The organism is Kosakonia sp. HypNH10 (assembly GCF_029850615.1).
Lineage (GTDB): Bacteria > Pseudomonadota > Gammaproteobacteria > Enterobacterales > Enterobacteriaceae > Kosakonia > Kosakonia cowanii.
Genome location: NZ_JAOTIU010000001.1, coordinates 544,548 through 565,535, shown reverse-complemented (window position 1 = coordinate 565,535; position 20,988 = coordinate 544,548). Strand labels below are relative to the sequence as shown.

The window sequence follows — 20,988 nt, the reverse complement described above, 5'->3', positions numbered from 1 at the left end:
TACCCCCTGCTGCAATGGATTGTGAGCAGGCATGTGAAACAACCCCATCCGGCATGAAGCCAGGTGGACGTTAAATTGAAGAATCCTGAAGATTATCAATATGACTGAATCTTTTGCTCAACTCTTTGAAGAGTCCCTGAAAGAAATCGAAACCCGCCCGGGTTCCATTGTCCGCGGTGTTGTTGTTGCTATCGACAAAGATATCGTACTGGTTGACGCCGGTCTGAAATCTGAGTCCGCCATTCCGGCTGAGCAGTTCAAAAACGCCCAGGGCGAGCTGGAAATCCAGGTTGGTGACGAAGTTGACGTTGCTCTGGATGCAGTAGAAGACGGCTTCGGTGAAACCCTGCTGTCCCGTGAGAAAGCGAAACGTCACGAAGCTTGGATCACGCTGGAAAAAGCTTACGAAGACGCAGAAACTGTTACCGGTGTTATCAACGGCAAAGTCAAGGGCGGCTTCACTGTTGAGCTCAACGGTATTCGTGCGTTCCTGCCGGGTTCCCTGGTAGACGTTCGTCCGGTCCGTGACACTCTGCACCTGGAAGGCAAAGAGCTTGAATTCAAAGTAATCAAGCTTGACCAGAAGCGTAACAACGTTGTTGTTTCCCGTCGTGCGGTTATCGAATCCGAAAACAGCGCAGAGCGCGATCAGCTGCTGGAAAACCTGCAGGAAGGCATGGAAGTTAAAGGTATCGTTAAGAACCTCACTGACTACGGTGCATTCGTTGATCTGGGCGGCGTTGACGGCCTGCTGCATATCACTGATATGGCATGGAAACGCGTTAAGCATCCGAGCGAAATCGTAAACGTTGGCGACGAAATCACTGTTAAAGTGCTGAAGTTCGATCGCGAGCGTACCCGTGTATCCCTGGGCCTGAAACAGCTGGGCGAAGATCCGTGGGTTGCTATCGCTAAACGCTACCCGGAAGGTACCAAGCTGACTGGCCGCGTGACCAACCTGACCGACTACGGCTGCTTCGTTGAAATCGAAGAAGGCGTTGAAGGCCTGGTTCACGTTTCCGAAATGGATTGGACCAACAAAAACATCCACCCGTCCAAAGTTGTTAACGTTGGCGACGTAGTGGAAGTTATGGTTCTGGATATCGACGAAGAACGTCGTCGTATCTCCCTGGGCCTGAAGCAGTGCAAATCCAACCCGTGGCAGCAGTTCGCTGAAACCCACAACAAGGGCGACCGCGTTGAAGGTAAAATCAAGTCTATCACTGACTTTGGTATCTTCATCGGCCTGGACGGCGGTATCGACGGCCTGGTTCACCTGTCTGACATCTCCTGGAACGTTGCAGGCGAAGAAGCAGTTCGTGAATACAAAAAAGGCGACGAAATCGCAGCCGTTGTTCTGCAGGTTGACGCAGAGCGTGAGCGTATCTCCCTGGGTGTTAAACAGCTCGCAGAAGATCCGTTCAACAACTACGTTGCACTGAACAAGAAAGGCGCAATCGTAAACGGTAAAGTCACTGCAGTTGACGCTAAAGGCGCAACCGTAGAACTGGCTGACGGCGTTGAAGGTTACCTGCGCGCTTCTGAAGCTTCCCGTGACCGCGTTGAAGACGCAACTCTGGTTCTGAATGTTGGCGACGATGTTGAAGCTAAATTCACCGGCGTTGACCGTAAAAACCGCGTAGTTAGCCTGTCTGTTCGTGCGAAAGACGAAGCTGACGAGAAAGATGCAATCGCTTCTGTTAACAACAAACAGGAAGAAGGCAACTTCTCTAACGCTATGGCTGAAGCTTTCAAAGCAGCTAAAGGCGAGTAATCAAGTACGCTGTCTCATTTGCGCTGTAGCGCGACGTAAGTCGCCCGTTATAGCGCAATTGATGATGAGCAACTTGACAGATTACAAGATTCGTCCTGTAATCAATGACAAAGGGCGGCTACGGCCGCCCTTGTTCAAGCTACTAAGCTAACCTTGCGTTGAAGGAGACCGGAGCAATCATGACCAAGTCAGAATTGATCGAAAGACTTGCAAGCCAGCAATCGCATATTCCGGCTAAAGCTGTTGAAGATGCAGTGAAAGAGATGCTGGAGCATATGGCCTCTACTCTTGCCCAGGGCGAGCGCATTGAGATCCGCGGTTTCGGCAGTTTCTCCCTGCACTATCGTGCACCACGCACCGGGCGTAACCCAAAAACAGGCGACAAAGTGGATCTGGAAGGTAAATACGTTCCGCACTTTAAGCCGGGTAAAGAATTACGTGACCGCGCCAATATTTATGAATAAGCCTTAGCCAACGCTAACGTTTACTCGTCGAAAGAGCACCCTTTGGGTGCTTTTTTCGTTTTCAGCATTGCTGACTTTTTCGACCCGCCTCGCAAAAATCTGTCGCTGTAGCGTAACGCTGTAAACAACCCCCGACGCGCGCCGCAAACCGCGGAAAACGCGCCTGACATCCCTATCGCTGCGTCTCATATTGCGCCCATAACACGGAGGTGGAGATGAGACTGACCGCGCTGGCCGCCTGTATTACGCTCGGAATTTTGCCGCTTGCATGGCTGCCTGCGCTGCCGGGTATGAGAACACTCTGGTGCGTCATCATTGCAGGATCTCTGCTGGGCTGCCAACGCAGCCTCGCTTTGCGCTACGCAGGCATCACGCTGCTTGTTTTTGCGTGGGGGATCCTTGCCGCAATGCAGGCAATCTGGCCAGCTCAGCATCTGCCAGCAGCGCATCGCCAGATCGAGTTTGAAATTACCCACACTGATAACGCGACCCGTCACCAGGGGAAAATCCTGCGTCTTGATGGTAAGCGGCTTCTTGCCGCACCAGGCATTACGCTTTACGGGCAATATCTGCCCGCTCCGGCCTGTGCGGGACAACGCTGGGCAATGGCCATCCGCGCGCGGGCCGTTCACGGGCAACTGAATGAAGGGGGCTTTGATGCACAGCGCTATGCGCTGGCTTCGCATCAACCGCTCACCGGTCGCTTTATCGATGCCAGCTTACTGCAAGCGCGCTGCAGTTGGCGTGCAGACTACCTTCACTCACTGGGCGAAGTACTGGCTGAACGGCAGTGGAAAGGCGTTATTCTTGCGCTCGGTATGGGGGAGCGCGCAGCGCTTAGCCCGGAGATAAAGGAGACTTTCCGCCAGACCGGAACCGCGCATTTAATGGCGATTTCCGGCTTACACATCGCGCTGGCCGCTATGCTTGGCTGGCTCTTTGCCAGAGTGGCACAGCTTCTGTTACCTGCGCACTGGATTAACTGGCGCTTTCCACTCTTAACCGGGTTAGTTTGCGCGGTCTGCTACGCCTGGCTTACGGGGTTACAACCGCCAGCGCTGCGTACAGCAATATCGCTTTGCGTCTGGGCGCTGCTGCGTCTTTCCGGCAGGCAGTGGTCACCCTGGCAAGTATGGATATGCTGCGTGGCCGCGATTCTGTTTATCGATCCGCTTGCGGTGCTCTCCGATAGCCTCTGGCTCTCCGCTTTTGCCGTCGCAGCCTTGCTGTTCTGGTTTCAGTGGTTTCCAGTGCCGGTTAAGGTGCGCACGTGGTTCGGGCGGGGGGCGCTTAACCTGCTGCATTTGCAGGTCGGGATGCTGTTTCTTTTGCTGCCAATGCAGCTCGCTATCTTTCATGGTATGAGCCTGAGCGCGCTGGTGGCGAATCTGATTGCCGTCCCGCTGGTGACGTTTGTGACAGTGCCGCTTATTCTGGCCGGGATGCTGCTGCATCTGGCCAGCTCCACGGTTTTGCAGTCCCTCTGCTGGGCGCTGGCGGATATGAGCCTTGAGGCGCTGTTTACATTTTTACGCGGGCTGCCGTCCGGCTGGGTCAATATTGATACGCGTTGGCAATGGCTCGCCTGGGCACCGTGGCTGTTACTGGTTGCGCTACGTTTTCGCCTGTGGCGCACGCTGCCTGCTATCTCTCTGGCTTGCCTGACGCTGCTCGCTTATCCCGTCTGGCGCAGCGCGCGGCCTGATAACTGGTCAGTGCATATGCTGGATGTCGGGCAGGGCCTGGCAATCGTGATAGAGCGTCGGGGAAAAGCGCTATTGTATGACACCGGCACCGCGTGGCCGGGCGGCGACAGTGGCGCACAGTTGATCGCGCCCTGGCTGCGCTGGCATGGACTGCAGCCGGAGGGAATTATTCTCAGTCACGATCATCTCGATCATCGCGGTGGTCTGGATTCGTTGCTGAAGGTCTGGCCGCAGTTGTGGATCAGAAGCCCTCTTGGCTGGGCAGGGCATGCGCCCTGTTTTCGCGGCGAGCGTTGGCAATGGCAGGGGTTAACCTTTACCGCGCACTGGCCCCTAAAAGAGACGCGTACGCAGGGCAATAATCGCTCCTGCGTGGTGAAAGTCGAGGATGGTCGCTATAGCGTGCTGCTCACCGGAGATATCGAAGGGCAGGGGGAGATGGCGATGCTCAGCCATTACTGGGCGCGTTTGCAGGCTACACTGATGCAGGTGCCTCACCATGGAAGCCAGAGTTCGTCGATATTGCCTTTTGTACAGCGTGTCGGCGGCGCGGCGGCACTGGCGTCAGCCTCGCGTTATAACGCCTGGCGCTTGCCCTCGGCGAAGGTAAAAAAACGCTACCAGCAGCAGGGCTATCAGTGGTACGACACGCCTCACCAGGGGCAGATTACCGTCTCATTTTCGCCTCAGGGCTGGGAAATCCACAGCTTACGCGATCAACTTTTACCACGTTGGTATCATCAGTGGTTTGGCGTCCCCCAAGATAACGGGTAGAATATGCGGCTATTTCAACAAGTGCTGGTTTTTTGAATGCATAACGACAAAGATCTCTCTACATGGCAGACATTCCGCCGTCTATGGCCGACTATTGCGCCTTTTAAAGCGGGGCTGATCGTGTCGGCGATCGCGTTAATCCTCAACGCAGCCAGCGATACCTTCATGTTATCGCTCCTCAAACCGTTACTGGACGATGGTTTTGGTAAAACGGATCGCTCAGTGCTGCTATGGATGCCGCTGGTGGTAATTGGCCTGATGATCCTGCGCGGTATCACCAGCTACATTTCGAGTTACTGCATCTCCTGGGTTTCCGGCAAAGTGGTGATGACCATTCGCCGTCGCCTGTTCAGCCATATGATGGGCATGCCGGTCTCCTTCTTCGACAAGCAGTCCACCGGCACCTTGCTCTCACGCATCACTTACGACTCAGAGCAGGTGGCGTCATCTTCGTCCGGCGCGTTGATCACCGTGGTGCGCGAAGGTGCCTCAATCATCGGCCTGTTTATCATGATGTTCTGGTACAGCTGGCAGCTGTCGCTGATTCTGATCGTGCTGGCACCGATCGTGTCGATCGCCATTCGCGTCGTCTCCAAACGTTTTCGCAATATCAGTAAGAATATGCAAAACACCATGGGGCAGGTGACTACCAGCGCAGAGCAGATGCTTAAAGGGCACAAAGAGGTGCTGATGTTCGGCGGCCAGGAAGTGGAAGCAAGCCGCTTTGACAAAGTCAGCAACAGAATGCGCCTGCAGGGGATGAAAATGGTTTCGGCCTCCTCCATCTCCGACCCGATCATTCAGCTTATCGCTTCTCTGGCGCTGGCCTTTGTGCTCTACGCCGCGAGCTTCCCGAGCGTCATGGCGACGCTGACCGCCGGTACTATCACCGTGGTCTTCTCGTCAATGATTGCGCTGATGCGCCCGCTGAAATCGCTGACCAACGTCAACGCGCAGTTCCAGCGCGGAATGGCGGCCTGCCAGACGCTGTTTGCGATCCTCGATAGCGAGCAAGAGAAAGATGAAGGCACCCGCAACGTGGAACGCGCGCGTGGCGATCTTGAGTTCCGCAATGTGACCTTTACCTACCCCGGGCGTGAAACCCCGGCGCTGCGTAATATCAATCTCACTATTCCGGCCGGTAAAACCGTCGCACTGGTGGGGCGCTCTGGCTCAGGTAAAACCACTATGGCCAGCCTGATTACGCGCTTCTACGATATTGATGAGGGTGAAATCCTGCTCGATGGTCACGACCTGCGCGAGTATACGCTCTCCTCACTGCGTAATCAGGTCGCACTGGTTTCGCAAAACGTCCACCTCTTCAACGATACCGTGGCGAACAACATCGCCTATGCGCGTACGGAAGAGTACAGCCGTGAAGAGATTGAACGTGCCGCTGAGATGGCCTATGCCCTCGACTTTATCAATAAGATGGATAACGGTCTCGATACCATCATTGGCGAAAATGGTGTCCTGCTCTCCGGCGGCCAGCGTCAGCGTATCGCCATTGCGCGCGCGCTGCTGCGCGACAGCCCGATCCTGATCCTTGATGAGGCGACCTCTGCACTCGATACCGAGTCCGAGCGCGCTATTCAGGCGGCGCTGAACGAGCTGCAGAAAAACCGCACCTCGATGGTCATCGCGCACCGTTTGTCGACCATCGAACAGGCCGACGAAATTGTGGTGGTGGAAGATGGCCGCATCGTCGAGCGCGGTAGCCACACCGAGCTGCTGGCGCAGCGCGGGGCGTATGCGCAGCTTCATAAGATGCAGTTTGGCGAATGATCGCGCGCATCTGGTCCGGTGAATCCCCGCTGTGGCTGTTGCTGCTGCCGCTCTCCTGGCTCTATGGCCTGGTGAGCGGCGCGATCCGTTTTGCTTATCGTATCGGATTAAAAAAAGCCTGGCGCGCCCCGGTGCCAGTGGTTGTTGTCGGTAACCTGACGGCGGGCGGCAATGGTAAAACGCCGGTGGTTATCTGGCTGGTCGAGCAGCTACAGCAGCGCGGTGTCCGCGTTGGGGTAGTTTCGCGCGGCTACGGCGGCAAAGCCGATCGCTATCCGCTGCTGCTGACGCCTGAAACCTCAACAGAGCAGGCGGGAGATGAGCCGGTGCTGATCTATCAGCGTACCGGCGCGCCGGTAGCGGTTTCACCTGACAGATGTGAAGCGGTCAACGCTTTATTGTCGCAGCATCCGCTGCAGCTGATCGTCACCGACGATGGTTTACAGCACTATCGGCTGGCGCGTGATAAAGAGATTGTGGTAGTAGACGGCGTGCGGCGCTTCGGCAACGGCTGGTGGCTGCCGGCGGGTCCGATGCGCGAACGTGCGTCGCGCCTGAAAAGCGTCGATGCGGTGATCGCCAACGGCGGCGCGCCACAGGCAGGCGAAATCGCCATGCGTCTGCGCCCGGGTCTGGCGGTCAACCTGCTGACGGGCGAACGCCGTGCGGTAAACGAGCTTGACCAGATTGTTGCAATGGCCGGGATTGGCCATCCTCCACGCTTTTTCGCCACCCTTGCCGAGTGTGGGGCGACGCTTAAGCGCAGCGTAGCGCTGGCGGATCACCAGGCGCTGGCACAGAAGGATGTCGACGCGCTGCTTCAGCCTGGAGAAACGCTGGTGATGACGGAAAAGGATGCCGTTAAGTGTCGTCCTTTTGCCCAGCCTGACTGGTGGTATCTGCCGGTTGATGCCGAGCTTGCGGGCGACGCGGCCGAAAAATTATTGCTGGATCTGCTCACACTGGTGCGCTGAGGATAGCCGCCTCGGCTGCGCCCTGTTTGATTAACAGGAACGCCTATGTCTGTGCCGCAACTTTCGCTTACCGCCGCTCGCCATCTTCATCTCGCCGCGCAGGGCCTGCTGCGAAAACCTTCCCGACGTGCAAAACCGGAGGATATCCTCTCGACCATCCGGCGCATGTCGCTGTTGCAGATCGATACCATTAATATCGTCGCCCGAAGCCCTTATCTGGTGTTGTTCAGCCGTCTCGGCGCATTTGAGCCGCGCTGGCTGGATGATGCCCTGCGCAACGGCGAGCTGATGGAGTACTGGGCGCATGAAGCCTGCTTTCTGCCGCGCGAGGATTTTGCCCTCGTCCGTCACCGCATGCTGGCACCCGACAAAATGGGGTGGAAGTATCGCCAGGCGTGGATGCAGGAGCACGAGGCTGAGATTGAACAGCTTATCGCGCACATCGAAGAACATGGTCCGGTGCGCTCCGCTGATTTTGAACATCCGCGTAAAGGCACCAGCGGCTGGTGGGAGTGGAAACCCCATAAGCGTCATCTGGAGGGGCTGTTCACCGCCGGCAAAGTGATGGTCATCGAGCGGCGTAATTTCCAGCGCGTCTACGATCTGACGCAGCGCGTGATGCCGCAGTGGGACGATGTGCGCGATCTGCTCTCTCAGGAGCAGGCCGAAGCTATCATGCTGGAAAAGAGCGCCCGCAGCCTTGGCCTGTTTCGTGCGCAGTGGCTGGCGGATTACTATCGCCTGCGTCGCCCCGCGCTTGCTCAGGCGCTGGCGCAGATGCAAGAGGCGCAAACCATTTTACCGGTTAATGTCGAGGGGCTTGGCCCGGCGTGGCTCCACGCCTCTCTGCTGCCGCTGCTGGAACAGGCGCAGGCGGATAAACTCACCGCTACCCACAGCGCGGTGCTCTCGCCGTTTGATCCGGTGGTCTGGGATCGCAAGCGTGCAGAACAACTATTTGGCTTCAGCTATCGGCTGGAGTGCTATACCCCGGCGCCGAAGCGGCAATATGGCTATTTTGTCCTGCCTTTGCTGCACCGGGGGCAGCTGGTCGGGCGGATGGATGCGAAAATGCACCGCAAAACCGGCGTGCTGGAGGTGATTGCGCTGTTTCTCGAAGAGGGCGTTGCGCCGTCGCTTCAGCTGGAGAAGGGGTTACAGCGTGCGATTACCGACTTCGCGCGCTGGCAAGGTGCGCAGCGCATCACATTTTCCCATCTGCCCGATGGACTGTTTTCATCATCGCGTGCCGGTCTGGAGATAGACGCGGCGTCATAATTGCCTATGATAAGTTCAATCTGCTCATCATCGGTTTCTCAGGAGGAAAGATGGATCACCGTTTACTCGAAATAGTTGCCTGCCCGGTCTGCAACGGCAAACTCAATTACACCCAGGATAAGCAGGAACTGATCTGCAAAGTCGACAGCCTCGCATTCCCGGTACGCGAAGGCATTCCGGTGCTGCTGGAAAACGAAGCCCGCGCTTTAACCCCAGAAGAGAGCCGTCCATGAGCTTTGTGGTGATTATCCCCGCGCGCTACGCCTCGACGCGTCTGCCGGGTAAGCCGCTGGTCGACATCAACGGTAAACCGATGGTGGTGCACGTGCTGGAGCGTGCCCGTGAATCTGGCGCAGAGCGCATTATCGTAGCGACCGATAACGAAGAGGTGATGGCGGCGGTGCAGGCGGTGGGGGGGGAAGTGTGCATGACCCGCGCCGATCACCAGTCCGGCACCGAACGTCTTGCTGAAGTCGTAGAAAAATGCGGTTTCAGCGATGAGACGGTGATTGTTAACGTGCAGGGCGATGAGCCGATGATCCCGCCAGCGATCATTCGCCAGGTCGCAGACAATCTGGCTGCGCGCCGCGATGTCGGTATGGCGACGCTGGCTGTGCCGATTGAGAGTGCGGAAGAGGCCTTTAACCCCAATGCGGTGAAAGTGGTGATGGATGCGCAGGGCTATGCGCTCTACTTCTCGCGCGCCACCATTCCGTGGGATCGCGACCGTTTTGCCGCCTCGCGTGAGACCATCGGCGACAGCTTCCTGCGTCATATCGGCATCTACGGCTATCGTGCCGACTTTATTCGCCGCTATGTCAGCTGGCAAACCAGCCCGCTGGAGCAGATCGAAATGCTCGAGCAGTTGCGCGTGTTGTGGTACGGCGAAAAAATTCACGTCGATGTGGCAAGCGTGGTGCCCGGCACCGGTGTCGATACGCCAGAGGATCTCGAACGCGTCCGCCAGGCGATGCGTTAATCCTTTCATCCCCTCCGGCCGGAGGGGATTTTCTGTATCTCGTCAAATAATCACCCTGATTTGATCTCATTGGGGTGACATCTTCCGGTATGGCGCTCATTATAAAAGCAGTCGTTTTTGTAGGGGCATTGCTATGGAACAACTTCGCGCCGAACTCAGTCATCTGCTGGGAGAGAAATTAAGCCGCATGGAGTGCGTCAGTGAAAAACCTGATTCGGCGCTCTGGTCTCTGTATGACAGCCGGGGAAACCCGATGCCGCTGATGGCAAGAAGCTTTACCACCCCGGGGCTGGCGCAGCAGCTGGCATGGAAAATCTCGATGCTCGCCCGCAGCGGCACGGTGCGCATGCCGGTGGTGTATGGCGTGATGACCCACGAAGAGCACCCCGGGCCTGACGTGTTGCTGATTGAGCGCCTGCGCGGCGTGCCGGTTGAAGCACCTGCGCGCACGCCGGAGCGCTGGGAGCAGCTCAAAGATCAAATTGTCGAGGGGCTGCTCTCCTGGCATCGTCAGGATAGTCACGGCTGCGTGGGCACTGTCGACAGTACTCAGGAAAATATCTGGCCCTCCTGGTATCGTCAGCGCGTCGAAGTGCTCTGGACCACCCTCAATCAATATCAAAATACCGGGCTGACGATGCAGGATAAGCGCCTGCTGTTTCGCACCCGCGAATGCCTGCCGGCGCTGTTTGAAGGATTTAACGATAATTGCGTGCTGGTGCACGGCAGTTTTAACCTGCGCAGCATGCTGAAAGATGCCCGCAGCGATCAGCTACTGGCGATGGTTGGCCCCGGCATTATGCTGTGGGCACCGCGAGAGTATGAACTCTTCCGCCTGGTGGATGGCCCGCAGGCGGAAGGGTTGCTGTGGCACTATTTACAGCGCGCGCCGGTTGCCGAGTCGTTTATCTGGCGGCGCTGGCTCTATCTGCTGTGGGACGAAGTGGCGCAACTGGTAAATACCGGTCGGTTTAACCGCGCCAATGTCGATCTGGCCTCGAAATCACTGCTCCCCTGGCTGGCCTGAACTGCCTTTTAGCCACTGCCAGATGCGCCCCAGCGTCTCATATCCCACCCGGTCGCTGTGCATCAGCCACACCGGGGAAGGGATCGCACGCTCCCATGGGTTAAGCGGTGAGTCGATGGCCAGCTGGTTTGCGGGAGCGGGCAGCGGTTTTAACCCGACGTGCTGGAAGAAGATCATCGCCCGCGGCAGATGCGACGCGGAGGTGACCAGCAGGAAAGGCGCATCGCCAATCGCCTGTTTCACCGCAGCCGCTTCCTCTTCGGTATCCTTAGGCTGATCGAGGGTGATGATATCGCTACGCGGTACGCCGAGGCTCTCGGCGACTCTGGCACCCGCTTCAGCGGTGCTGACCGGGTTGGTGGTGGCCGCCGCGCCGGTAAAGATCATTTTGGCTCCGGGATTAGCCCGCCATAAGCGGATCCCTTCATTAAGCCGCGGCAAGCTGTTACTAATCAGGTTCGAACTCGGTGCCCATGCGTCATTCCACGTATAGCCACCCCCCAGCACAACGATGTACTGCACCCGCTGGCTACCGTGCCAGGTGGGGTAGCTCTCCTCAATTGGTTTCAGCAGGCGATCCGCCACCGGCTGGAGGCTTAAAAGCAGCAGTATCAGCCAGCCGACGCTGATAAAAACCTTGCCGGTTTTCTGCCAGCGACTAAACCAGACCAGCGCAATTCCTGCCCCGATAACCAAAAGTAAAAGTGGCAATGGCAGCAGCAGGCCGCCAGTGATTTTTTTTAGTATGAAAAGCACTGTATCCGTCTCCTTTTTGAGCATACAGCAGGCGATTTCCGCGGATCTTACACCAGATAGGTTCATTATCGGCACGGCTGTGACAAAATAGCGCTTTTGCCAGGAGCGTAGGGCGGCCATGCAGGATCGCAATTTCGACGATATCGCCGAGAAATTCTCGCGCAACATTTACGGCACGACAAAAGGTCTGCTGCGTCAGGCGATCCTGTGGCAGGATCTTGATATATTACTGGCAGAAATGAATGACGGCCCGTTGCACGTGCTTGACGCGGGCGGCGGCGAGGGGCAAACGGCGATCCGTATGGCGCAGCTTGGTCACCATGTGACCCTCTGCGATGTGTCCCAGGAGATGCTTAAACGCGCGCAGGCCGCGGCGGAAGAGAAAGGCGTCAGCGGTAACATGCATTTTGTACACTGCGCGGTTCAGGATATTGCTCAGCATTTGGCATCGCCGGTTGATCTGATATTGTTCCATGCGGTTCTTGAATGGGTCGCCGATCCCGTCGCCGTGCTGCAAAAATTGTGGTCGGTATTAAGGCCGGGCGGTGCGCTGTCGCTGATGTTTTACAATGCTGACGGCCTGCTGATGCATAACATGGTGGCAGGGAACTTTGACTATGTGCAGGTGGGAATGCCGAAGCGGAAGAAGCGTACGCTCTCCCCGGATCACCCGCGTGCGCCCGCCGAGGTTTACCGCTGGCTTGAGCAGATTGGCTGGCAGATAACCGGCAAAACCGGCGTGCGTGTCTTCCATGACTATCTGCGCGACAAAACTCAGCAGCAGCGCAGTTTCGAGATGCTGCTGGAGCTGGAAACCCGCTACTGCCGGCAGGAACCCTATATTAGCCTCGGCCGTTATATTCACGTGACAGCCCGTAAGCCGCAAATCGATGGAAGGACAAACGATGAGTGAATTTTCCCAGACAGTCCCCGAACTGGTTGCCTGGGCCAGAAAAAATGATTTCTCCATCTCGCTGCCGGTCGACAGGCTCTCCTTTTTGCTGGCTGTCGCCACCCTGAACGGCGAGCGTCTTGATGGCGAAATGAGTGAAGGCGAGCTGGTGGATGCCTTTCGTCATGTGAGTGAAGCGTTTGAGCAAACCAGCGAAACCGTTAACCAGCGTGCGAACAACGCGATTAACGATATGGTGCGCCAGCGTTTGTTGAACCGCTTTACCAGCGAGCAGGCAGAGGGCAACGCCATCTACCGCCTGACGCCGCTGGGCATCGGTATTACCGATTACTATATTCGCCAGCGCGAGTTCTCCACGCTGCGCCTCTCGATGCAGCTCTCTATTGTGGCGGCTGAGTTGAAGCGCGCCGCCGATGCGGCAGAAGAGGGCGGGGATGAGTTTCACTGGCACCGTAACGTGTTTGCACCGCTGAAATACTCTGTTGCAGAGATTTTCGACAGCATCGATCTCACGCAGCGCATCATGGATGAGCAGCAGCAGCAGGTGAAAGATGATATCGCTCAGTTGCTGAACAAGGACTGGCGCGCCGCTATATCCAGCTGTGAGCTACTGCTCTCTGAAACCTCCGGAACGCTGCGCGAACTGCAGGATACGCTCGAAGCGGCCGGTGATAAGTTGCAGACCAACTTGTTGAGCATCCAGGAAGCAACAATGGGACGCGACGATCTCGAGTTCCTCGATCAGCTGGTCTTTAACCTGCAAAGCAAGCTCGACCGTATTGTCAGCTGGGGGCAGCAGTCCATCGATCTGTGGATCGGTTACGACCGCCACGTGCATAAATTTATCCGTACCGCGATTGATATGGATAAAAACCGCGTCTTTGCCCAGCGTTTGCGCCAGTCGGTGCAGAGCTATTTCGATGCGCCGTGGGCATTAACCCACGCCAGCGCCGACCGCTTGCTGGATATGCGCGATGAAGAGATGGCGCTGCGCGACGAAGAGGTGACCGGTGAGCTGCCGAGCGAGATGGAGTTCGAGGAGTTTAACGAGATTCGCGAACAGCTCGCGGCGCTGATCGAACAGCAGCTGGCTATCTATAAAACCAAAGGTGTGCCGCTCGATCTCGGCCTTGTGGCCCGCGAGTATCTGGCGCAATACCCGCGCGCGCGTCATTTTGACATCGCGCGCATCGTAGTTGATCAGGCGGTACGCCTCGGCGTAGCGCAAGCAGATTTCACCGGCCTGCCACCGAAATGGCAGCCGATTAATGATTACGGAGCCAAGGTACAGGCGCATGTCATCGACAAATATTGAACAAGTGATGCCGGTTAAACTGGCACAAGCGTTGGCAAACCCGCTGTTTCCGGCGCTGGACAGCGCACTGCGCTCAGGGCGGCATATTGGCCTCGACGAGCTGGATAATCACGCCTTTTTGATGGATTTCCAGGAGTATCTTGAGGAGTTTTACGCCCGTTATAACGTGGAGCTGATTCGCGCGCCGGAAGGTTTCTTCTATCTGCGCCCGCGCTCCACCACCCTGATCCCGCGCTCGGTGCTCTCTGAGCTGGATATGATGGTTGGCAAAATTCTGTGCTACCTCTATCTCAGCCCGGAGCGTCTGGCTAACGAGGGGATTTTTACCCAGCAGGAGCTCTATGACGAACTGCTGTCGCTGGCGGATGAAAACAAGCTGTTGAAGCTGGTGAATAACCGCTCAACCGGCTCCGATCTCGACCGTCAGAAGCTGCAGGAAAAGGTGCGCTCTTCCCTTAACCGTCTGCGCCGTCTCGGCATGATCTGGTTTATGGGCAATGACAGTAGCAAGTTCCGCATCACCGAATCGGTGTTCCGCTTTGGTGCCGATGTGCGTTCGGGTGACGATGCGCGTGAAGCGCAGCTGCGCATGATCCGCGACGGTGAAGCGATGCCTGTGGAAAATCACCTGCAGCTCAATGATGAGCCTGAAGAGAACCAGCCGGATAGCTCGGAGGATGAGTAATGATTGATCGCGGTAAATTTCGTTCGCTTACGCTGATTAACTGGAACGGCTTTTTTGCCCGCACCTTTGATCTCGATGAGCTGGTTACCACCCTTTCAGGCGGTAACGGAGCCGGGAAATCGACCACCATGGCGGCGTTTGTCACAGCGCTGATCCCGGATCTGACGCTGCTGCACTTCCGTAACACCACCGAAGCGGGCGCAACGTCCGGCTCACGCGATAAGGGTCTGCACGGCAAACTGAAAGCCGGGGTCTGTTATTCAGTGCTGGATGTGATCAACTCCCGCAACCAGCGCGTGCTGGTTGGCGTGCGTTTGCAGCAGGTCGCCGGTCGCGATCGCAAAGTGGATATTAAACCCTTTGCGATTCAGGGCTTACCGACCGCTGTGCTGCCAACGCAGCTGCTGACGGAAACCCTGAATGAGCGCCAGGCCCGTGTCCTGACGTTGCAGGAAGTGAAAGATAAACTCGACGCGATGGAAGGGGTGCAGTTTAAGCAGTTCAACTCCATCACCGATTACCACTCGCTGATGTTCGATCTGGGGATCGTGGCGCGTCGTCTGCGCTCCGCCTCCGATCGCAGCAAGTTCTACCGCCTGATTGAAGCCTCGCTCTATGGCGGGATCTCCAGCGCCATTACCCGCTCCCTGCGCGACTACCTGCTGCCGGAAAACAGCGGCGTGCGTAAAGCGTTCCAGGATATGGAAGCGGCGCTGCGCGAAAACCGCATGACGCTGGAGGCGATCCGCGTTACCCAGTCCGACCGCGATCTGTTTAAACACCTGATCAGCGAAGCCACCGACTATGTGGCGGCGGACTATATGCGCCACGCCAACGAACGCCGGGTGCATCTGGATAAAGCGCTGGAGTATCGCCGCGATCTCTTTACCTCGCGCAAGCAGCTGGCCGCCGAGCAGTATAAGCATGTCGATATGGCGCGCGAGCTGGCGGAACACAGCGGTGCGGAAGGGGATCTGGAGGCCGATTACCAGGCCGCCAGCGATCACCTGAACCTCGTGCAGACCGCGCTGCGTCAGCAGGAAAAAATTGAGCGCTACGAAGCCGATCTGGAAGAGTTGCAGATCCGCCTCGAAGAGCAGCAGGAAGTGGTGGCGGAAGCCGCCGAGCGGCAGGAAGATAACGAAGCCCGCGCCGAAGCGGCCGAGCTGGAAGTTGATGAGCTGAAAAACCAGCTCGCGGATTACCAGCAGGCGCTGGACGTTCAGCAGACCCGCGCGATCCAGTACAACCAGGCTCTGCAGGCGCTGGAGCGGGCGAAAACGCTCTGCCATCTGCCGGATCTGACCATTGACAGTGCCGATGAGTGGCTGGAGACCTTCCAGGCGAAAGAGCAGGAAGCAACCGAGAAACTGCTGTCGCTGGATCAAAAAATCAGCGTCGCGCAAACGGCGCACAGCCAGTTTGAGCAGGCGTATCAGCTGGTGGCTGCCATTAATGGCCCGCTGGCGCGTAATGAAGCCTGGAGCGTAGCGCGTGAATTGCTGCGCGATGCGGTCAACCAGCGCCATCTGGCAGAGCAGGTTCAGCCGCTGCGCATGCGCCTGACGGAGCTGGAGCAGCGCCTGCGCGAGCAGCAGGATGCCGAGCGCTTGCTGGCGGAGTTCTGCAAACGCCAGGGCAAACAGATTGATGCCGATGAGCTGGAAGCGTTGCATCAACAGCTGGAAGCGCAGATTGCCGCGCTCTCAGACAACGTTTCTGCCGCCGGTGAGCAGCGTATGGCGCTGCGCCAGGAGCTGGAGCAGTTGCAGTCGCGCATTCAGACCCTTACCAAACGTGCGCCGATCTGGCTGGCGGCGCAGAACAGCCTGTCGCAACTGTGTGAACAGAGCGGCGAGCAGTTTGAATCGAGCCAGGACGTTACCGAGTATCTGCAACAGCTGCTGGAGCGCGAGCGCGAAGCTATCGTTGAGCGCGATGAGATTGGCGCACGTAAGCGTGCGGTCGATGATGAGATCGAGCGTTTAAGCCAGCCGGGCGGTGCGGAAGATCAGCGCCTCAATGCGCTGGCCGAACGCTTTGGCGGCGTCCTGCTTTCGGAAATTTATGATGACGTTAGCCTCGAAGATGCCCCTTACTACTCGGCGCTGTATGGCCCGTCGCGTCACGCTATCGTGGTGCCGGATCTCTCGCTGGTCGCCGGGATGCTCGAAGGGCTGGAGGATTGCCCGGAAGATCTCTACCTGATCGAAGGGGATCCGCAATCCTTCGATGACAGCGTGTTCAGCGTGGATGAGCTGGAAAAAGCGGTGGTGGTGAAAATTGCCGACCGCCAGTGGCGCTACTCCCGCTTCCCGACGCTGCCGATCTTTGGCCGTGCCGCGCGTGAAAGCCGGATTGAAAGCCTGCACGCCGAGCGGGAAACGCTGGCGGAACGTTTCGCCACCCTGTCGTTTGACGTGCAGAAAACCCAGCGTCTGCATCAGGCCTTCAGCCGCTTTATCGGCAGCCATATTGGCGTGGCGTTTGACGACGATCCGGAAGCCGAGATCCGCAGCCTCAACAGCCGCCGCGGCGAGCTTGAGCGTGCCATCAGCAATCATGAAAATGATAACCAGCAGAATCGCGTTCAGTTCGAGCAGGCGAAAGAGGGCGTGGCCCAGCTTAACCGCCTGCTGCCGCGCCTGAGCCTGCTGGCGGATGAGACCCTCGCCGATCGCGTTGATGAGATCCAGGAGCGGCTGGATGAAGCGCAGGAAGCCGCGCGCTTTATTCAGCAGTTCGGCAATCAGCTGGCGAAGCTTGAGCCGATGGTCTCTGTGTTGCAGAGCGACCCCGAGCAGTTTGAACAGCTTAAAGCCGATTACGCCGCCTCGCAGCAGGTGCAGCGTGATGCGCGCCAGCAGGCCTTCGCGCTGGCGGAAGTGGTTCAACGCCGGGCGCACTTCAGCTACTCCGACTCCGCCGAGATGTTTAACGGCAATAACGATCTCAACGAGAAGCTGCGCCAGCGCCTGGAGCAGGCTGAAGCGGAGCGTACCCGTGCGCGCGAAGCGATGCGCAGCCATGCCGCGCAGTACGGCCAGTACAACCAGGTACTCGCCTCGCTGAAGAGTTCGTTTGATACCAAAAAAGAGCTGCTTAACGACCTGCAAAAAGAGTTACAGGATATCGGCGTGCGCGCCGACAGCGGGGCAGAGGAGCGCGCGCGTCAGCGTCGTGACGAACTGCATGCCCAGCTCTCCGGCAACCGCTCGCGCCGCAATCAGCTGGAAAAAGCGCTCACCTTCTGCGAAGCCGAGATGGATAACCTGACGCGCAAGTTACGCCGTCTGGAGCGCGATTATCACGAAATGCGTGAGCAGGTGGTGAGTGCGAAAGCGGGCTGGTGCGCGGTGATGCGCATGGTGAAAGATAACGGCGTTGAGCGTCGTCTCCACCGCCGCGAGCTGGCCTACCTCTCTGCGGACGAGCTGCGCTCCATGTCGGATAAGGCCCTTGGTGCGCTGCGCCTGGCGGTGTCGGATAATGAACACCTGCGCGATGTGCTGCGCATGTCGGAAGATCCGAAACGCCCGGAGCGTAAAATCCAGTTCTTTGTCGCGGTCTACCAGCATCTGCGCGAGCGTATCCGTCAGGATATTATTCGCACCGACGATCCGGTAGAGGCGATTGAGCAGATGGAGATTGAGCTGAGCCGCCTGACGGAAGAGCTCACCTCCCGCGAGCAGAAGCTGGCGATCAGCTCCCGCAGCGTGGCGAATATTATTCGCAAAACCATTCAGCGCGAGCAGAACCGTATCCGCATGCTCAACCAGGGGTTGCAGAGCGTCTCGTTCGGCCAGGTTAACAGCGTGCGCTTAAACGTGAATGTGCGGGAAACCCACGCCACGCTGCTGAATGTGCTTTCAGAGCAGCACGAGCAGCATCAGGATCTGTTTAACAGCAGCCGCCTGACCTTCTCGGAAGCGCTGGCGAAGCTCTATCAGCGCCTCAACCCGCAAATCGATATGGGTCAGCGTACGCCGCAGACCATTGGCGAAGAGCTGCTCGACTACCGCAACTATCTGGAGATGGAAGTGGAAGTTAACCGTGGCTCCGACGGCTGGCTGCGCGCCGAGTCGGGTGCGCTATCGACCGGGGAAGCGATCGGTACCGGGATGTCCATTCTGGTGATGGTGGTGCAGAGCTGGGAAGATGAAGCCCGCCGCCTGCGCGGCAAGGATATCTCGCCGTGTCGCCTGCTGTTCCTTGATGAAGCGGCGCGTCTTGATGCCCGCTCTATCGCCACACTGTTCGAGCTGTGTGAGCGTCTGGAGATGCAGCTGATTATCGCCGCGCCAGAGAACATCAGCCCGGAGAAAGGGACCACCTACAAGCTGGTGCGTAAAGTGGTGCAGAATCAGGAACATGTGCATGTTGTTGGCCTGCGTGGCTTTGCTCCGCAGCTGCCGGAAACGCTCCCCGGGACGGCGGACGTTTCGTAATCGCAGCACAATATATAAAGAGCGGCCTCAGTGCCGCTCTTTTTGTTTTCTGAAAAAGATTGCCAGTCGGCGTTTAATCTTTAAACTTCTTTACAGTAGGTCAGACAAATGTTTTTTTGTCTTTATATACTGAGAAAAAGGTGACATTTAGTCACATGCAAGGTGAGAACAGGGGGCAGGGATGTTGCTTTTGAAGTCGTATGGTCGTCGAATGTCGGCGTTGAGTTTGTGCCTGGCATTCGCATTCGCTCCGCTGTTTAATGCGCAGGCCGATGAGCCTGAAGTTGTACCGGTTGATACCTCGGCGACGCCAGGCGATCAACCCACCCTATTACCGCAGCCGCTGGAGCAATCTCCGGCGACGGCGATGATGATCGGTGTGAAACCCTATCCGAATGGTGTCTCGGTTGCCGATGTGCGGGCACAGCTGCAATCTCAGCTGCCGGCAAACTGGACGCCTGCCTATATGGATCAGCTCGCAGCACTCTATGCCGCGCGCGGTCAGAAGCCGATGTGGGAGAACCGCGAGGCGGTTCAGGCTTTCCAGCAGCAGCTGGCGGAAGTGGCCATTGGCGGCTTTCAGCCGCAGTTCACTACCTGGGTCGAACTGCTGACCAATCCGGATGTGACCGGCATGGCGCGGGATGTCGTCCTCTCTGACGCGATGATGGGTTACCTGCAATTTGTGGCCGGTATCCAGGCGAAAGGCCAGCGCTGGCTCTACAGCGATAAACCTTATGCGCTCGCGACGCCCGCTATTTCAGTTATCAACCAGTGGCAATCCGCGCTGGATAACGGCTCGCTGCCAGCTTTTATTGCCACGCTGGCCCCGCATCACCCGCAATATGCGGCGATGCATCAATCCTTGCTGACGCTGGTGGCGGATTCACGCCCGTGGCCGGAGATGACCGGTACAGCATCGCTGCGCCCGGGGCAGTGGAGCAATGACGTTCCGGCGCTGCGTGAGATTTTGCAGCGCAACGGCATGCTGGAGAGCGGCGCGGAGATTGCGCTGCCGGATGGCAATGCTGCGGTCAGCCCGTCGGCAGAACCGGCCCCTAAGAAAAAGCCCGCCGCGCGCGAGGCTTATGACCGCACGCTGGTTGAGGCGGTAAAACGTTTTCAGGCCTGGCAGGGTTTGCATGCTGATGGCGTGATCGGTAAAAGCACGCGCGACTGGCTGAACGTTACGCCTGCGCAGCGCGCCGGTCTGCTGGCGCTCAATATCCAGCGTCTGCGCCTGCTGCCCTCGACGCTCTCGACCGGCATTATGGTCAACATTCCGGAGTATTCGCTGGTCTACTACCTCAACGGCAATGAAGTGCTGTCGTCGAGAGTGATTGTTGGCCGCCCGGACCGCAAAACGCCGATGATGAGCAGCGCGCTTAACAACGTAGTGGTTAACCCGCCGTGGAACGTGCCGCCGACGCTGGCGCGCAAAGATATCCTGCCGAAGCTGTGGAACGATCCCACTTACCTTGAACGCCATGGCTACACCGTGCTGCGCGGCTGGAACAGCAAAGAGCCGATCGATCCGACCATGGTCGACTGGGCGACGATTACGCCATCCAACTTGCCTTTCCGCTTCCAGCAGGCACCAGGCGTGACCAACTCGCTTGGGCGTTATAAGTTCAATATGCCGAGTTCTGACGCGATTTACCTGCATGACACGCCGAACCACGCTCTGTTCCAGAAACAGGCCCGTGCGCTCAGCTCCGGCTGCGTGAGGGTGAATAAATCCTCTGAGCTTGCCAATATGCTGTTGCAGGATGCGGGCTGGAGCGATACGCGTATTTCGGATGCGTTAAAGCAGGGCGATACGCGTTACGTGAATATTCGCCACGATATTCCGGTCAATCTTTACTATTTGACCGCGTTTGTTGGGGCTGATGGACGCACGCAATACCGCACAGATATTTACAATTATGATCTGACAGCGCGCACCGGTGCGCTTGTTCTGGCGAAAGCTGAAAAATTAATCAGGTAAATGAAGCAGTTTGCGATTTTCCGTTGTCATAGTGACAGGCAATTCCCGGGTAGTTCAGGCTACAGAGCCCGGGATTGCTGGGGAGAGGCCGCCTTGACGCGGCGTTTGTTGCCCGGTAAGGTG

The 20,988-nt window shown here is 57.6% G+C and carries 15 protein-coding genes; 14 read left to right on the top strand and 1 reads right to left on the bottom strand.

The annotated features are described in order from the left end of the window. Nucleotides 1–100: 100 nt before the first annotated feature. The 9 genes from rpsA to N7V53_RS02780 all read left to right on the top strand — a co-directional run bounded on the left by rpsA (nt 101) and on the right by N7V53_RS02780 (nt 10,761). Entirely contained in the window at nt 101–1,774 is a 1,674-nt protein-coding gene (gene rpsA, locus N7V53_RS02820) for a 30S ribosomal protein S1 (RefSeq protein ID WP_023481457.1), read from the top strand. A gap of 179 nt (nt 1,775–1,953) precedes the next feature. After that, the gene (ihfB, locus tag N7V53_RS02815; protein WP_007374142.1) at nt 1,954–2,238 is read left to right on the top strand and encodes an integration host factor subunit beta; all 285 of its coding nucleotides are present in this window, start codon (nt 1,954–1,956) and stop codon (nt 2,236–2,238) included. A 215-nt stretch (nt 2,239–2,453) separates the two neighbouring features. Beyond that, nucleotides 2,454–4,718 (top strand): ComEC family protein, encoded by a 2,265-nt coding sequence (locus tag N7V53_RS02810; RefSeq protein ID WP_279791956.1) that lies wholly within the window; start codon nt 2,454–2,456, stop codon nt 4,716–4,718. 36 nt (nt 4,719–4,754) lie between these two features. Next, nucleotides 4,755–6,503 carry a lipid A ABC transporter ATP-binding protein/permease MsbA gene (gene msbA / locus N7V53_RS02805; protein WP_023481332.1) on the top strand — a complete coding sequence of 583 codons (1,749 nt, stop codon included), beginning with the start codon at nt 4,755–4,757 and terminating at the stop codon, nt 6,501–6,503. Beyond that, nucleotides 6,500–7,477 carry a tetraacyldisaccharide 4'-kinase gene (gene lpxK, locus N7V53_RS02800; RefSeq protein WP_279791954.1) on the top strand — a complete coding sequence of 326 codons (978 nt, stop codon included), beginning with the start codon at nt 6,500–6,502 and terminating at the stop codon, nt 7,475–7,477. Before msbA ends, lpxK begins: the two co-directional genes overlap by 4 nt. Nucleotides 7,478–7,522: 45 nt before the next feature. Further along, nucleotides 7,523–8,755: a winged helix-turn-helix domain-containing protein gene (locus N7V53_RS02795; protein ID WP_279791952.1), complete on the top strand. Its 1,233-nt coding sequence runs from the start codon at nt 7,523–7,525 to the stop codon at nt 8,753–8,755. A gap of 50 nt (nt 8,756–8,805) precedes the next feature. Then, entirely contained in the window at nt 8,806–8,988 is a 183-nt protein-coding gene (locus N7V53_RS02790; RefSeq protein WP_124968863.1) for a Trm112 family protein, read from the top strand. Further along, nucleotides 8,985–9,734, top strand: a complete 750-nt coding sequence (gene kdsB / locus N7V53_RS02785; RefSeq protein WP_279791948.1) for a 3-deoxy-manno-octulosonate cytidylyltransferase — start codon at nt 8,985–8,987, stop codon at nt 9,732–9,734. The genes N7V53_RS02790 and kdsB overlap by 4 nt, the downstream gene beginning before the upstream one ends. 133 nt (nt 9,735–9,867) lie before the next feature. Next, the gene (locus tag N7V53_RS02780) at nt 9,868–10,761 is read left to right on the top strand and encodes a YcbJ family phosphotransferase (RefSeq protein WP_124968859.1); all 894 of its coding nucleotides are present in this window, start codon (nt 9,868–9,870) and stop codon (nt 10,759–10,761) included. On the opposite strand, the gene elyC is transcribed toward N7V53_RS02780, so the two are convergent. Beyond that, entirely contained in the window at nt 10,738–11,517 is a 780-nt protein-coding gene (gene elyC / locus N7V53_RS02775; RefSeq protein ID WP_279791947.1) for an envelope biogenesis factor ElyC, read from the bottom strand. The genes N7V53_RS02780 and elyC overlap by 24 nt on opposite strands. A 118-nt stretch (nt 11,518–11,635) precedes the next feature. On the opposite strand from elyC, the gene cmoM reads away from it, so the two are divergent. The 5 genes from cmoM (at nt 11,636) to ldtD (ending at nt 20,865) form a co-directional block, all read left to right on the top strand. After that, nucleotides 11,636–12,430, top strand: coding sequence for a tRNA uridine 5-oxyacetic acid(34) methyltransferase CmoM (cmoM, locus tag N7V53_RS02770; RefSeq protein ID WP_023481626.1), 795 nt, complete (start codon nt 11,636–11,638; stop codon nt 12,428–12,430). Further along, entirely contained in the window at nt 12,423–13,745 is a 1,323-nt protein-coding gene (gene mukF / locus N7V53_RS02765; RefSeq protein ID WP_023481712.1) for a chromosome partition protein MukF, read from the top strand. Before cmoM ends, mukF begins: the two co-directional genes overlap by 8 nt. Then, entirely contained in the window at nt 13,726–14,430 is a 705-nt protein-coding gene (gene mukE, locus N7V53_RS02760) for a chromosome partition protein MukE (RefSeq protein WP_023481680.1), read from the top strand. Before mukF ends, mukE begins: the two co-directional genes overlap by 20 nt. Beyond that, nucleotides 14,430–18,878 carry a chromosome partition protein MukB gene (gene mukB, locus N7V53_RS02755; RefSeq protein ID WP_279791945.1) on the top strand — a complete coding sequence of 1,483 codons (4,449 nt, stop codon included), beginning with the start codon at nt 14,430–14,432 and terminating at the stop codon, nt 18,876–18,878. Before mukE ends, mukB begins: the two co-directional genes overlap by 1 nt. A 181-nt stretch (nt 18,879–19,059) precedes the next feature. Beyond that, nucleotides 19,060–20,865: a L,D-transpeptidase gene (gene ldtD / locus N7V53_RS02750; protein WP_279791943.1), complete on the top strand. Its 1,806-nt coding sequence runs from the start codon at nt 19,060–19,062 to the stop codon at nt 20,863–20,865. Nucleotides 20,866–20,988: the final 123 nt, after the last annotated feature.

Coding starts and splice junctions, on each gene's coding strand:
- mukE (WP_023481680.1), top strand. CDS start 13,726: ATGTCATCGACAAATATTGAACAAGTGATGCCGGTTAAACTGGCACAA.
- ldtD (WP_279791943.1), top strand. CDS start 19,060: ATGTTGCTTTTGAAGTCGTATGGTCGTCGAATGTCGGCGTTGAGTTTG.
- kdsB (WP_279791948.1), top strand. CDS start 8,985: ATGAGCTTTGTGGTGATTATCCCCGCGCGCTACGCCTCGACGCGTCTG.
- mukF (WP_023481712.1), top strand. CDS start 12,423: ATGAGTGAATTTTCCCAGACAGTCCCCGAACTGGTTGCCTGGGCCAGA.
- cmoM (WP_023481626.1), top strand. CDS start 11,636: ATGCAGGATCGCAATTTCGACGATATCGCCGAGAAATTCTCGCGCAAC.
- N7V53_RS02795 (WP_279791952.1), top strand. CDS start 7,523: ATGTCTGTGCCGCAACTTTCGCTTACCGCCGCTCGCCATCTTCATCTC.
- N7V53_RS02810 (WP_279791956.1), top strand. CDS start 2,454: ATGAGACTGACCGCGCTGGCCGCCTGTATTACGCTCGGAATTTTGCCG.
- msbA (WP_023481332.1), top strand. CDS start 4,755: ATGCATAACGACAAAGATCTCTCTACATGGCAGACATTCCGCCGTCTA.
- mukB (WP_279791945.1), top strand. CDS start 14,430: ATGATTGATCGCGGTAAATTTCGTTCGCTTACGCTGATTAACTGGAAC.
- N7V53_RS02780 (WP_124968859.1), top strand. CDS start 9,868: ATGGAACAACTTCGCGCCGAACTCAGTCATCTGCTGGGAGAGAAATTA.
- ihfB (WP_007374142.1), top strand. CDS start 1,954: ATGACCAAGTCAGAATTGATCGAAAGACTTGCAAGCCAGCAATCGCAT.
- lpxK (WP_279791954.1), top strand. CDS start 6,500: ATGATCGCGCGCATCTGGTCCGGTGAATCCCCGCTGTGGCTGTTGCTG.
- rpsA (WP_023481457.1), top strand. CDS start 101: ATGACTGAATCTTTTGCTCAACTCTTTGAAGAGTCCCTGAAAGAAATC.
- N7V53_RS02790 (WP_124968863.1), top strand. CDS start 8,806: ATGGATCACCGTTTACTCGAAATAGTTGCCTGCCCGGTCTGCAACGGC.